The sequence below is a fragment of the Microbulbifer bruguierae genome, assembly GCF_029869925.1.
Lineage (GTDB): Bacteria > Pseudomonadota > Gammaproteobacteria > Pseudomonadales > Cellvibrionaceae > Microbulbifer > Microbulbifer bruguierae.
Window position 1 is genome coordinate 4,071,102 of the sequence record NZ_CP118605.1, and the last position, 13,952, is coordinate 4,085,053.

The 13,952-nt window shown below is 45.9% G+C and carries 10 protein-coding genes; all 10 read left to right on the forward strand.

The window, feature by feature from the left end; translation table 11 throughout:
• The first annotated feature begins 41 nt into the window (after positions 1–41).
• The 10 genes from PVT68_RS16675 (at position 42) to PVT68_RS16720 (ending at position 13,881) form a co-directional block, all read left to right on the forward strand.
• Entirely contained in the window at positions 42–1,295 is a 1,254-nt protein-coding gene (locus tag PVT68_RS16675; RefSeq protein ID WP_280320067.1) for a hypothetical protein, read from the forward strand.
• Positions 1,296–1,298: 3 nt separating this feature from the next.
• On the forward strand, positions 1,299–3,011 hold the full coding sequence (locus PVT68_RS16680; protein WP_280320069.1) for a polysaccharide biosynthesis/export family protein: 1,713 nt from the start codon (positions 1,299–1,301) through the stop codon (positions 3,009–3,011).
• A gap of 55 nt (positions 3,012–3,066) precedes the next feature.
• The gene (locus PVT68_RS16685; protein ID WP_280320071.1) at positions 3,067–4,233 is read left to right on the forward strand and encodes a nucleotide sugar dehydrogenase; all 1,167 of its coding nucleotides are present in this window, start codon (positions 3,067–3,069) and stop codon (positions 4,231–4,233) included.
• A 62-nt stretch (positions 4,234–4,295) separates the two neighbouring features.
• Positions 4,296–6,014 (forward strand): hypothetical protein, encoded by a 1,719-nt coding sequence (locus tag PVT68_RS16690; RefSeq protein ID WP_280320073.1) that lies wholly within the window; start codon positions 4,296–4,298, stop codon positions 6,012–6,014.
• Positions 6,015–6,344: 330 nt separating this feature from the next.
• Positions 6,345–7,604: a glycosyltransferase family 4 protein gene (locus PVT68_RS16695; protein ID WP_280320075.1), complete on the forward strand. Its 1,260-nt coding sequence runs from the start codon at positions 6,345–6,347 to the stop codon at positions 7,602–7,604.
• Positions 7,605–7,611: 7 nt separating this feature from the next.
• Positions 7,612–9,660, forward strand: coding sequence for a glycosyltransferase family 2 protein (locus PVT68_RS16700; protein ID WP_280320076.1), 2,049 nt, complete (start codon positions 7,612–7,614; stop codon positions 9,658–9,660).
• 39 nt (positions 9,661–9,699) lie between these two features.
• On the forward strand, positions 9,700–10,293 hold the full coding sequence (locus tag PVT68_RS16705) for a sulfotransferase (protein WP_280320078.1): 594 nt from the start codon (positions 9,700–9,702) through the stop codon (positions 10,291–10,293).
• Positions 10,294–10,371: 78 nt separating this feature from the next.
• A complete protein-coding gene (locus PVT68_RS16710; RefSeq protein ID WP_280320080.1) occupies positions 10,372–11,235 on the forward strand; it encodes a hypothetical protein in 864 nt (287 codons plus the stop codon).
• 208 nt (positions 11,236–11,443) lie between these two features.
• Positions 11,444–12,214 carry a hypothetical protein gene (locus tag PVT68_RS16715; RefSeq protein WP_280320082.1) on the forward strand — a complete coding sequence of 257 codons (771 nt, stop codon included), beginning with the start codon at positions 11,444–11,446 and terminating at the stop codon, positions 12,212–12,214.
• Between the two features lie 260 nt (positions 12,215–12,474).
• Positions 12,475–13,881 (forward strand): mannose-1-phosphate guanylyltransferase/mannose-6-phosphate isomerase, encoded by a 1,407-nt coding sequence (locus PVT68_RS16720; RefSeq protein ID WP_280320084.1) that lies wholly within the window; start codon positions 12,475–12,477, stop codon positions 13,879–13,881.
• The last annotated feature ends 71 nt before the right edge of the window (positions 13,882–13,952 follow it).

A 13,952-nucleotide genomic window follows, 5' to 3' on the forward strand; every position in this document is an offset into this window, starting at 1 on the left:
GCCCAGAAAACGTGAAACGTTAAAAAATGCAAGAGCACACAATGAAGTCAGGGGAATCTGCCTCAGTTCAGCCACCGCAAAACCGGTCGCTACCAAAGCTGAAACATGCGGCGAATACAGTTAAGGGCGTATTCGCGCGGATTGCGCAAAACGAGCCAACCGTCGGCACTGAGAAAAAAGCTTCGAGGCAGGGTTGGCGGCGCTGGCAAGGGTTGATCTTGTTTGTGTTGGTGCCATTACTGCTGGTCGGGGGATATTACCTGTTTTGGGTGTCTGAGCGCTTTGTCAGCACTACCCAGATCATCGTCAAGGAAAACGGCTCTGAAGAAACCATTTCTTCTTCTTTGGGGTTCCTCGTTCCGGGCGGGATTAGCGAGAGCCAGGACGCCTATCTAGTGGTCAATTATGTTCAGTCACTGGACATGGCTTTGGCGCTTGATAAAAAGCTAGAACTGGGCAGTTACTACAAAAGTGACCAGTACGACTTCTTTTCGCGTTTGGCTGGAGATGCTTCCCAGGAAGATTTTCTTAAGTATTACCGGGAGCACGTCAGCGCAACCTTCGACGAAAAAACTGGAATTATCACCATCTCGGCACAGGCCTTCGAGCCAGAATTTGCACGCCGCCAGGTTGAACTGCTAAAGAGCCAGTCGGAAGACTTTGTGAATGAGTTGAGTAACCAGCTGGCATTCAAGCAGGTCGAGTTTGTCCGCAAGGAGCTGGATCGGGCAAAAGATAAATTAAGGACGGCTAAGGAACAGGTACTCAGTTTCCAGAACCGTCACCAGATGGTAAGCCCAGAAGCTGCGGCTCAGGGGGTCAGCGGTATTATCCAGGGAATGGAAGCGAGATTGTCCGGACTTCGAACACAGTTAACCGCGTCCAAGGCATACCTTAACTCTGACTCGTCGAAAGTTGTTTCCATCCAAACCGAGATAGAAGCGTTAGAGTCGCAAATTGAGCAGGAAAAAGTTCGCCTTGTCGGTGAAGTTCAGGAGCCGGTAGAGAACGAAGGTGAGCGCTTGAATAGCCTCAGTGCGGAGTTCCAGAATTTGCAGCTGGAAATGCAATTTGCCATGGATGCCTATCAGACGGCGCTAAAAGGCCTGGAAACTGCGCGAATGGAAGCCTCAAATAACCTGAAACATTTGATGACGGTGACTAGCCCGTCGTTGCCGGAAGAGGCTGAATTTCCCCGTAAGCTGTATAACCTGATCAGCTTGGCAGTTGTCTTGTTGCTTCTATACGGGATTGGAAAAATGCTCGTGGCTAGTATCAGGGATCACAGGATTTAATCTGTGGCTTCTGGTTTTTCTAATTTGATGATCGACAAGGGAATTGGCTCCCATCGATACAGGCCTTGGGAAGCTGTTGGAAAAATGAAAATGGCATCAAAAAAAATCATTATGACCCTTCTGGCGGGAGCTGCCCTGCTGGCCCCCGCAGTCTATGCGCTCGAAACACAGCAACTGGAGAAGGAAGAGGAAGCGTTTGCTCTAGAAGCTACCGCTCCTGTTTTTGGTGCGACCCTGTTCCAGGGGGCGTTCAAGGATCAACCATTTACCGGCTTCAACCCTTCATATCGTATCGCGGTGGGTGACCAGATCAACCTGCAGCTATGGGGTGCCTACACGTTTAGCGCTACATTACCGGTAGATCCTCAGGGCAATATCTTTATCCCTGAAGTTGGGCCGGTGCATGTAGCGGGCGTTGAGAACAGTGAGCTCAACAGCTTCGTCCTGCGACATGTAAAGCGGGTATTCAAAAGTAACGTACAGGCGTATGTAAATCTCGAAGCCAGCCAGCCGGTAAAAGTCTTCGTGACCGGCTTTGTCGATCGCCCCGGCTTATATAACGGCTACTCCTCGGACTCGATTCTTTACTACATCGATAGTGCCGGTGGTATCGCTCAGGAAAGTGGTAGTTTTATTGATGTAAACGTACTGCGAAATAACCAGTTAATACAAAACATCAATCTATATAACTTTCTGGTGGCGGGAACCATGCCTGCACTCCAGTTACGCAATGGAGACTCTATTGTTGTCGGTCCGCGCAACGGCAGCATTACCATAGAAGGAGCGGTACAGACACCCGCTCAGATCGAGTTTAAAGGCCCCAGTACGCAGCTTGGCGAAATGTTGTTGATCGCCAAGCCTGATCCACTCGCCAATTTTGCCCGGATCACTCAGGTCGTCGATGACCGTCAACAGGCAAGTTATATGCCGTTGGAGGACGCGCTGTCGGCACCTTTGTACTCCGGCGCTGTAGTTGAACTGGTAAAAGACAGCGATATCGAATCTATTTCCATCAAAGTGAGTGGCGAGCTGGACGGCCCAGCGACATTTGTTCTTCCCTACGGCGCGACACTGGACGACTTGATGGTCCAGTTGAAGTTCCGATCCAACGCTGACCCATTCTCGGTACAGCTGTACAGAAAAAGTGTCGCAGAGCGACAAAAAGCGGCGCTGCAGCGTTCTCTTGATGCACTGCAGATGGAAGCTCTGACAAGGCAACCGGCAACTTCTGAAGAACGGGGCGCACAAAAAGAAACCGCAACGATGATTCAGAACTTCATCGCCAAGGCCAGAAAGGCTCAGCCGCGTGGCCAGGTGGTATTGGCCAATACCTCTAACGCCAATGCAATGCTCCTTGAAGACGGTGACGAGCTGGTGGTGCCATCGAAGAGTTCGACGATCTCCATCGTTGGCGAGGTGGTATTCCCGACCTCTCTGGTGTTTAACGAAAAGCGTACCCTGGAAGACTATGTTGAGCTGGCCGGTGGATTTACTAACAACGCCAATCAGGACGAGCTGGTCATCCTGCACCTGGACGGAACCATCAGCCGCATTGAAGACAACGATTTTGACAACCGGCTCCGCGGAACGCTGCGCGCGGGTGATGAAATCATGATTATGCCCAAGATCAAGTCCAGCGAGATTCAGGTTACCAAGGATATAACCGAGATCCTTTACCGGATTGCGGTGGGCACAGCGGCGGTGCTGTCTTTCTGATCACCGTGACCATGGGCAATCGTATAAATTGACTAAATATAGAAATTATTAATTCATGAAAATTGCAGTTGCAGGTACTGGCTACGTTGGCCTTTCAAATGCTCTCCTCCTGGCGCAACACAACGAAGTTGTTGCATTGGATGTTGATGCAAAAAAGGTAGAAATGCTGAACCAAAATGAGTCTCCCATCGAAGATGCGGAGGTGCATGAGTTCTTGGGGCGGAACGATCTGAATTTTTCCGCCACGCTCGATAAATATAGCGCCTACGATGGTGCTGATTTTGTCATTATTGCAACGCCGACGGATTACGATCCTGAAACAAACTACTTCAATACAAAAAGTGTTGAATCGGTAATTCGCGATGTTCTTGATATTAATCCTCAAGCGGTAATGGTGATCAAGTCAACGATCCCGGTAGGCTATACCCAGCGAATCCGTGAGCAGTTCGAGTCGGATAACATCATTTTTTCACCTGAATTCCTGCGTGAAGGAAAGGCGCTATACGACAACCTGCACCCGTCGCGCATCGTTGTAGGTGAGCGGTCCGCTCGTGCAGAACAGTTCGCAGGGCTGTTGCAACAGGGAGCTATCAAGAAAGATGTGCCAATCCTGTTCGCAGATAGTACTGAAGCGGAGGCGATCAAGTTGTTCTCGAATACCTACTTGGCAATGCGGGTAGCGTATTTTAATGAGCTGGACACCTATGCGGAAACCCACGGTTTGAATGCACGCCAGATCATCCAGGGCGTAGGGCTCGACCCGAGAATCGGGCAGCATTACCACAACCCTTCCTTTGGTTACGGTGGTTATTGCTTGCCGAAAGATACTAAACAGCTTCTCGCAAATTATGAGGATGTGCCCAATAACCTGATTCAGGCGATTGTAGATGCAAATACAACGCGAAAAGACTTTATCGCTAATAGCATCATTAAGCGCAAGCCGAAAGTTGTCGGGGTATATCGACTGATTATGAAAGCTGGCTCTGATAATTTCAGGGCGAGTGCGATGCAGGGCGTTATGAAGCGAATCAAGGCGAAGGGGATCGAAGTTATTGTGTATGAACCAGTGCTTGAAGCAGAGGAGTTCTTCGGTTCGCGAGTGGTGAATGACCTTGAGGTATTCAAGAAAGAATCAGATGTGATATTGGCTAATCGTTTAACTGACAACCTTAAAAGTGTCGGTGAAAAAGTCTATACACGAGACCTGTTCGGTACAGATTAATTAAGCGTGCCGAGGAACGCTCGGCCATGAATATATAAAATTTGATAACGAAAAGATCGGATATGAGCGACTCAGAAATCAGCTTGATCGTTAATGCAGTCCCGGCGACAAGATTGCCTTATGTAAAGGCACTGGCCGAATCCCTGGGCATTGCTTCAAACCAGAATGGACCATTTTTTGAAGAGCCTCCGTCGTGTTTTATTGGTTGCAATACGTCAAAGGACGGAGCTACGACCCTGCTGATTTATGAAAACGCAGAAAGTGCATTGGCGGCGGCTATGGATCTGGGCGTTCGACCGGAAGACGCGCTTGAAGCCTGGGAGCAGGGTATTGGCTTGTTGCTGGAGCTTTATAAAAAATCCAGCCGTAATTCAGTTTTACTGGACCTGTCCATCGTTAAATCTGACCAAGAAGATGTGAAGGTGCTGCTTGAAACACGCTTTCAACGTTCTATCGCATTGCCCTCTGTTGCACTACTTAAAGGGGTTGAGAGTACAGAGCTGAACAATCTACTGGCTGCCCATAAGGTGGCATGTACTGATAGATTGATTCCGGTACTCCGGGAGTTGGAACTCCGCACTTCTCTTAAGGGGCGTCGTGGTCGTTCTATGGACAGCCTTGATGTGGATGCCATTTACGACTCACTGAGCTCTATAGGAGCTGGAGGGCTCGCGAAGAAAGAAATCATGGAGCTCGAAGGTAATCTTTACCTGCGTGATCAGGAAATCGAGCTGCTAAATAAGCAGCTGCATCATACCCAGGAAGAACTTGAGTTTTATTATCAACAGCTAAACGTTTATGGAAGCGACTCCGGACGCCCATTACTCCTCAGACTGTCAGAGCAAGCTGCGCAGATTGAGCAATTAACCAGTAGTCTTCAGGCGGCACACAGTGAACTGGATAACCTGCGGAAAGGTGGCCAACTGCCTGGCAGCCTGGAGGTAACGGTCGATACCAGCAATCAGCTTAAACTGATGGAAGCGGAAGTCAATTTACTTACGCAGCAGCTCCACCACACTCAGGAAGAGCTCGAGCATTATTATCACCAGCTGATGGAATACGAAAATAGCGACGTTCAGACTATGAGCGACTTGATAAAAGAAAAGAACGCTAAGCTGTTGGGCCTGAGCCGTCGCAAGAAGCTTGTTGAAGCTGATCTACAGGGCGCGAATGCTGAGCTGAGTAATGCAAATAATGAGCTCAGCAAAGCAAATGCTGAGCTCAGTATGGCAAAGGAAAAGCTCGCGGAACTGGAGAGTGAGGATAAAGCAGATGTCTTACAAGAAAAGATCGAAGAGAAAAATCTAAAACTCCAGAAGCTGAGTAACGCCAAAAAGGCACTTTTGGCAGAGAACGTATCACTAATTGAGGAATTGGAAGCCGCCCGGGAAAAATTGAACTCTTTGCAGGATGAAATAGAGCAGATGAGGAGCAGTGGTGCCTGGAGGGTGATCTCACCGCTGAAGCAAATCTCATCGTCGCAGAGAAGGGAAAAGCATGCGATCAAAAAGGTTATTAGGGTCATCAAAGAATCCATGTTATTCGATGATGACTGGTACCTGAATGAGTACCCTGATGTCGCCGAAGATGGCTTGGATCCGGTAGAGCACTATGTACGGCATGGTGCCGATGAAGATAGAGATCCTAACAGTGTATTTTCAACTAGCTGGTATAAAAAATTACATCCTGAGGTGGTTGAGGCTGGAGTTAATCCGCTGTTCCACTATATCTCGATCAAGCGAGATACCAAGCGAATGACTTCGCTCCGGAAGGCAAATTAGGCTGTTGCACTGACTGCTTCAACTTTAGGTTGCTTAAAGTACTGGTGAATGAGCGCGGTTTTAGTGCTTTCGTCGCAGTTTTATTGGGATTGGTTTTGGGGTATGTAGGGGGCGTTGTGGTCGTATAAGGATTCGAGGTTTAAAAGTAGGGGATCCCCTCATATGACGAGCATCTTCATTGCCAGGAGAGGCCGTTCTATTGGGGAAGACCTTGAGTCCGGGGAGGGCATTTCGAACCTGGTTGGGATTCGAGAATGCTGCCAGGAGCCGCGTGACGGATTGCGGCGTGTGGTCGTAACAACAAACAATTTGTATTTCGTGAGTTAGAAGATGTCGACTGAAAATCTAAGCTTAGCCAGGGATTATTTTTATAATAAAAAATATGCGGAAGCTGCGAAGCAGTTCTCATCTGCATATAAAACTGATCAGGGGCAATGGTGGCTCCTGCTCGAGCAGCTTCGTTCCGAGCAGCTGAATGAAAAAACAGGCTTTTCTGGCGGTAGAAAAGACCAAAAACTGATGGTCAAGTTTTATCCCGATTACCGGGGAAACCCCTATCAGGGAATACTGTATGGCTCTAGCCAGCCCGAGAGCTCGAAATATGAGCCGTCCTCCTCCGATGCATACAAAAATAGCCTGGATTTCCTTGCCGCCGAAAATCGCGTGTACCACGTCCATTGGCTTAAAGAGGTATTTGCTGGCGCTGAAAATTCTCAAGAAGCAAAAATCAAACTGCGAAATTATCTCGGAACACTGAAGCTCTACAAGTGCCTCGGTGTGAAGATCTTGTGGACTATCCATAATCAAATTGATCATGACCAACCTGAGCATATCTCGCCATTATTGATTGAGTTGATGAAGGCGCTTGTTGAGCTTTGTGACTGTGTGTTGGTGCATACAAACAATACGATCGAAATCATGGAAGCTTATCTCGGTGTCGAAATAAAGAGAAAGGCCGTAGTTCTCGAGCACCCTCTTTATCCAGATCCTGTCGAGGGTAGTGAAGATCTAAAGGAGCCTTCTGAGTTTTCCGCATGGTCAGGTCGAGGAAAGTCCTTTGCGCTATCTTTGGGAATGATTCGTCCATACAAGGGGGTTGCAGACCTGCTGGATGCATTCAGCGCAATCTTGTCTTCTGGTGATAAGAATGCTCGGCTTGTTGTAGCTGGTCGCCCGATGGATCCAGAGGTTACGGAAAAGGCGAAAGTTCTGACTAAATGCTACCCGGACAATTTCCTCTATATCTCCCGAAATCTATCTGATGCAGAAGTGAACTTTCTCTACAAGAGCTGCGAGTTTAGCGTGCTGACGTATAAAAAGATTCTGATTTCAGGTAGTTACTACATGGCAGCTACTCACAAGAAAGCATGTATCGCACCGCGGATAGGAATGTTCCAGGAAAAAATTGTCGACGGTGATAACGGGCTTCTTTACGACGGAAGTATCGCGGGCCTGATAGGTTCGCTGAAGACCGCATATGGTAAAAGTGCGTCTGAGCTACAGAGAATGGGAAGGCTGGCTCATAACGGTTGCCAGCATACAGCCGAAAGCTTTTCGAGTGGATTTTACAAAGTAGTCGAGGGACTCTGAGGTGTCTATGGACAGAAAAATTGAAAATAGCGCAATAGAAGTTTCTTTCTGTATCCCGGTTATGAATCGCCTGGGTGATATCCAGTCGACCTTGAGGAAAAACCTTGAGGATAACCGCGAGGATTGCGATATCGTTGAGTTTATCGTCATATCATTTGATCATGACGACGGCACTGCAAAGTGGGTGGAAAGCGAGTTCCAAAATGAATTGGCAACTGGATACCTCAAATTCTATCACCTGAAAGATCTGGAATTCTGGCACTTCGGTAAGGCGAAAAATGCCTTTAAACCCTATGTAAGTGGGAAAATTTACGCGAGCCTCGATGGCGATAACTTTACCGGTTATCGGGGTGGGCGACATATTCTGGATATTTTCCAGCGGTATCAATACAAGTGTATTTTTCACCAGTTCCAGGGAGACTGGGGTGATGGAACTTGTGGGCGTATTTCCATAAGGATGGAAGACTACCTGCAGTGGGGGTATGACGAAGACTTTTTACCTCGTCAGTGGGATGAAATGGACGCAATGCTCAGTGTCCTGGTGAACCAGCCTGGCACAAAATATATCTGTTATAAAGGCGAAGGTAAAAACATTATCAAGAAGAGCCATCCGTTCCGGCGTTTTCTTGAAGAGAGCTCAATCAGTATTGAACAGATCGAGCTTGAGGATACAGGCGCGAACCGGTTTGAAAGTGATCGCGCGGCGGTAGGTGAACATAATTCCAACTACGTGCAAGACGATGCCAAATTGCGTTTGGCTTCAGTGTACAACCATTTGTTGTCGTATATAAAAAATACGTCATCCCATGATTTAAAGGATAAGTACATTTCTGAGATTTCAAATTGTCAGAAGGAAATCGTTTCCTCCATTGACGTTGAAACTCTAAGGAAGTGGTATCTAAAATGTGAGTCAAATCAGCCAAACACCTCTAAAGTTGGTGCGGTGTGTCTGGTTTCGTGCATAAAAAATGAGCCAAACTTGAAGGAGTGGTACGAATACTACAAGTCTATTGGAGTTGATTCATTTTTCCTGATAGACGATGGCTCGGTTGAACCTGTTTCTGAAACCTTTAAAGATTGTGATGACGTATTTGTTTGGTCGCCAGTCGTTGGTCAGTTTAAGTTTGCTAAGACACTTTGGATGGAGATTCTACTGAACTCGTATTGCCAGAGTCGGTGGACATATATTGTTGATAGCGACGAGTATGTCGAGTTGGTCAGCGCTGGTTCGGAATCAAGAAATAAAACATTAGAATTCGTGGCTGGCCATGGGCGGGAGTATTTTTCTGGCTATTTATTGGACCTTTACCCCGGCGGTAGTGAATACGTAGGAAGTGGTTTACAGGCAAATAATATTACTTTGGATGATTGTAAATATTATCAATTTCGGCCTGCAAACTTACAGCATCGATATGTTCAACATAACACAGCAGTGTGGAGTTATGGGGAGCATTCTTCGTGGGCATACTCTCTGGATATACGTTATCGCTGTAACGGTTCACTCGATAGTCTTCGAAAATTTCCATTGGTCAGGTGGCGTGAAAAGATGCACCTGAACCAGGGGTTCCACGATTTAATTATTGATGGCGTTAAACGAACTCCAAAAGATTTGGAGTGTGAGTTTTTGTTGCCAATTCGGCACTACAAAATATACTCGCTTGCTCAGCAAAGTATAGGCGCCAATGAAAAATCTGTTGACCAGTACCATAGTGAAACAAAGATTAATCTTACTCGGATGCTGGGAAGCCTTAATAAAATCATACGTACATGTATTTACAATCCTTACTCGTACAAGTTTTCGTCTCCTTACTTAATTCCGACACCAACAAATAAAAAACTGCTGCTGGTTAATGTTGATAGCCTTGGAAAAACTCCAGAGGTTAATCATTGGGATAGGGGGAATGTAATTAAATTTATTTCGGCGGATAAACTGGAGGTGAAGGGGGATCACATTTTTGCGGCATCATTTCAGGATGCTTGTAACTATATTTTACGCAATACCCCATTCTCGAAGTACAAGATCGAAGATTCAGGTTTGACTAGCTTCTCAATCTAAATTAATAGCAGCAGATTTTAGTGGGGTTACGGGGGTAATATGAGCGACGGTAAAATATTTGTTATAGGCATGAATGCTACTGGCACCTCGATATTGCATCGAGCATTCCAAGTTATGGGGCTTAATTCCTTACATTGGGCTCCAGAGGTTGGATCCCTTAAGTCAAGGATGGAGGAGGCAAAAAAGTTCCAGTTTTCACTTCTGAATGCAATTGAGGCGGGAAAGAGAGATCCTTTAGGTGACGCTTCGTACTTTGATGTATTTAGTGATGTATGGCCAATAATTCAATATTTTGAATATTTTTACAGCGCTTACCCGGGAAGCAAATTTATTTACACTTGCCGAGATGACGAGGAATGGTTGCGGGATCGGGAGAGGCACGTTGGCAGAAATAAGAGTGCGCTTGAAAGTGGCGACTATGTGGGTTCATTTGTTAATGTAGAACGAGAAAAGTGGCTGAAAGAAAAGTATAACCATCTAAAGCGTGTAAAGCAGTGGTTTTCTGCTGATGGAAGGTCTGATGACCTCCTGTATTTTGACCTATATAAAGGAGATGGTTTTGTAGAGCTGTGTGATTTCCTAGATTGTAAATTGCCTGAAAGAATATTTCCTCTATTCGGTAAAGTTGCATGATAATTCTCACATAGAAGGTTGTTTCAAGCTCCTATTTCCTAAATTTAGTTTGATGATATTGAGTGATCGAGAAAAGCTATGAATTCTTTGTGTTCTGACGTAAAGGTAGTTTGCCTGTTTTCAATTTCTAGAACGGGGTCAAATTACCTGGCGAATGTTTTGCGCAACTTGCCGGAGGTTGATGTCTACGCCGAGATTTTTCACCCAGAGCAGGCCTTCTCTGTGTCTGAAGAGACTTGCCGTTTCATAAATGATAGGCACAAAACTGGCGCTCGGGACCTTTCTAAGCCCGATGATGCTGAGTTTTCTAGCTGGATTCGATCTCATCCTAAAGAAACTGTCTTGGCTCTGGTCGATTTTGCTCGGTTGGCTGGTAAGAAAGCTGTGTACCTGAAGATATTTAACGATCATTTAATAGGCGTTAAAGAGGGGTTGGAGGCTCTTGCTACTATTCCGGGATTTACTCCTGTTATTTTGCAACGTCGGTGTGTGGACAGCTTTATCTCTTTTCGTAAAGCTAAAATTACTAAGTCTTACGTTCAGAACAGAACTACAGGTGTAAAGCCTGCTCTTAATGTTGATCAATATATGCGTTGGAGACAGCCAAGATTGGATTGGTATTCGCTCGTTTATAGCGTGATGTCAAAAAAGGGCTTAAAAGTTCACCAGGTAACCTATGAAGACGACATTGATATCGGGAATGAGGCTTGCGCAATTCATTGGCGTGATTTATTGAAATCCTGGGTTGGCGCTGCTGAGCATGAATCTGAGCTCAATACCGATGCTGGTTTTGATGCCACTTTAGTCGACGAGCAGAGCCTTATTGGAAGACAAGATGACTCAGCTACAGAAGATAAAATTGCTAATTGGGATGAATTCTACGAGGCGTTAAAGAATGCTGGCTTGGCTAGAGAAGCGATGAGTTATCTTAGTTTCAAATGAGGTTTAGTTGCCCGATGCTTGCCAGATTCGCCTATCCGGATTCATTTTTGGTTAATGTATATTTAATTAGGTGACGGTTGTCGTATGTGGCTTCGTCAGTCTCCCAGATTCTTCGGTATTCATTGCTTTAGTTTCCGTGTAGGCGTTTTCCAGATCTATTTTTTTAGTTTTTTTTGGCTGTGGGCAGCCAGCTGTTTATGGAGATGTTATGTCTAACCCTTTTTTCATTTGGACCTTCCAGCGGACTGGTGGTACCTCTTTAGCCACAGCCTTATTTGATGAGTCAAAGTTCCAAGCTATCGATCATGAACCGTTTAATGGCGAACGGTCACTTGGTGAAATTACTAAAAACTTTAGACGAAAAAACGTCGAGCAGGCAGGAAAAATGCTTGACCGTGTGCTCGAAAAACGTCCTTTGATCAAGCATTGTTTCGAGTTGCATGATTTTTCTTTTAACAACGAGTTGGTTTTGAAGTTAAGTCATTTGCGTGATTACCGACACATCGTTTTGGTTAGAAAGGACGAGGTTTCTCGATTGTTTTCGCTGTTTTTGGCAAAGCAGACTGATGTTTGGGGTAAGGGGAAAGCAAAAAGTGGTGGGTATGAAAAATTTGCGAGTGGCCAACAAACACTTAATGATTTTCCAGTTGACCAGATGATTAAGCACGGCGCGCACTGCGCAATGTATCTGGATTGGTTGCTAAAAAAAATGCAGTCCGAATCAATGAACTATAAAATTGTCTACTTTGAGGATCTCTACGTAGGTGATATGTCCGAAAAAAGCAGGAAAGTTAATTCTGTTTTTGACTTCGTTGGTTTGTCTAATGTTGATTTGGAAAATGACACCGTTCTAAGCGAGAGAATTCTAAAGGGTTCGCAGGGAAGTAGTAGCTTGTATGATCTCGTGCCAAACGCTCAAGAAGCACGAGAAGCTTTGGATGACTTCTTTTCCTGTACGCGTGGGAATCGATCTTGTTAAATGTTCGGTTTTACTGTTTTTGAATGTAAGTTTGGTTGTTGCGTTGCTGTTGTAAGTAGCATACGCACTTGATTCTTGTGGGAATTGTGTTTCGTTCTATATTTGTAGCTTCGATTCGCTTGGGAATTGTGTAAATGTGAAAAGCAGGGTTCGATCAGCTAAGTCAATATTTCATTCGTTAGAGTGAATGTGATTGTTGTGCTGATGTCTTGAGAGTTATAACCAACTTCCAAAGTTATTGTTTTTTTTCAGGCTTATAAATGATTTATCCAACTATTTTGGCCGGCGGAAGCGGCACTCGTTTGTGGCCGTTGTCACGGAAGATGTTTCCGAAGCAGTTTCTCAGCTTTTCCAGTGAGAGAACGATGCTGCAGGAAACCCTCACTCGTCTCGATGGGCTTGATGCAGCTGAGGTAATGATGATCTGTAGTGAAGAGCATCGATTTATTGCTGCCGAACAGCTGCGTCAGATGGGACATCTTGATCACAATATTATTCTTGAGCCCATAGGGAAAAATACCGCTCCGGCCATTGCTGTTGCTGCTATGAAGGCCATGCAGTCGAATAGTGATGCGGTATTGTTGGTTATGGCTGCAGATCACGTGATAGATGACTGCTCTGAGTTTCACCGTGCGATTTCTGCCGCAGAGGCACTCGCAAATGACGGGTATCTTGTGACGTTTGGGGTTGTGCCCACCGCACCTGAAACCGGATATGGATACATTCGTCGCGGTGATAGCCTCTCAATTGATGCTTTCCGTGTGGCTGACTTTGTTGAGAAGCCGGATTTAGAGACTGCAGAGTGTTACTTGGAGGGTGGGGAACACTATTGGAACAGCGGAATGTTCATGTTCAAAGCTAGTCGCTACCTTGAGGAACTTCGCGAATACAGCCCCGAAATCTATTCTGCTTGCGATGCGGCTTTTCAGAATATCAATGAGGATTTGGATTTCGTGCGTATCGGCGCCGATGAATTTTCTCGCTGTCCATCGGATTCTATCGATTATGCGGTTATGGAGAAGACAAATTCTGCCGTTGTTGTTCCAATGAGTGCGGGCTGGAGTGATGTTGGTTCATGGTCGGCCCTGTGGGAAATCGGTGAGAAAGACAGCTTCGGAAATGTGGTTTCTGGTGATGTTATTCTGGAGCAGAGTTCTGATACATACGTATATTCTGAATCCCAATTAGTTGCCACTTTAGGTGTTAATGATCTTGTGATCGTTCAAACCAAGGATGCGATTCTCGTTGCGGACAAAGGGAAGGTTCAGGATGTCAAACATCTTGTGGCACGTATCAAGGATGGCGGTCGTAATGAGCATAACCTGCATAGAGAAGTTTATCGTCCTTGGGGTAAATATGACTCCGTCGATAGTGGTGACCGGTACCAGGTAAAGCGAATCACGGTAAAGCCAGGAGAAAAACTGTCAGTCCAGATGCATCATCACCGTGCAGAGCATTGGATCGTTGTTGCTGGAACGGCGAAGGTAACGATTGAAGGGGTTAGCAAGCTCGTGTCTGAAAACGAGTCAGTGTATATCCCGATTGGACATGTCCATTCCCTAGAAAACCCAGGAAAGATACCCCTCGATTTGATCGAAGTGCAAAGTGGTTCCTATCTTGGGGAAGACGATATCGTCAGAATGGAAGACCGGTACGGTAGAGCCTAGTACCGGCGCAAAAAACTTCATAAAGATTAAGTAATCAAGCTGATTTAACCAGTTTCACGCAGAGACTAGCT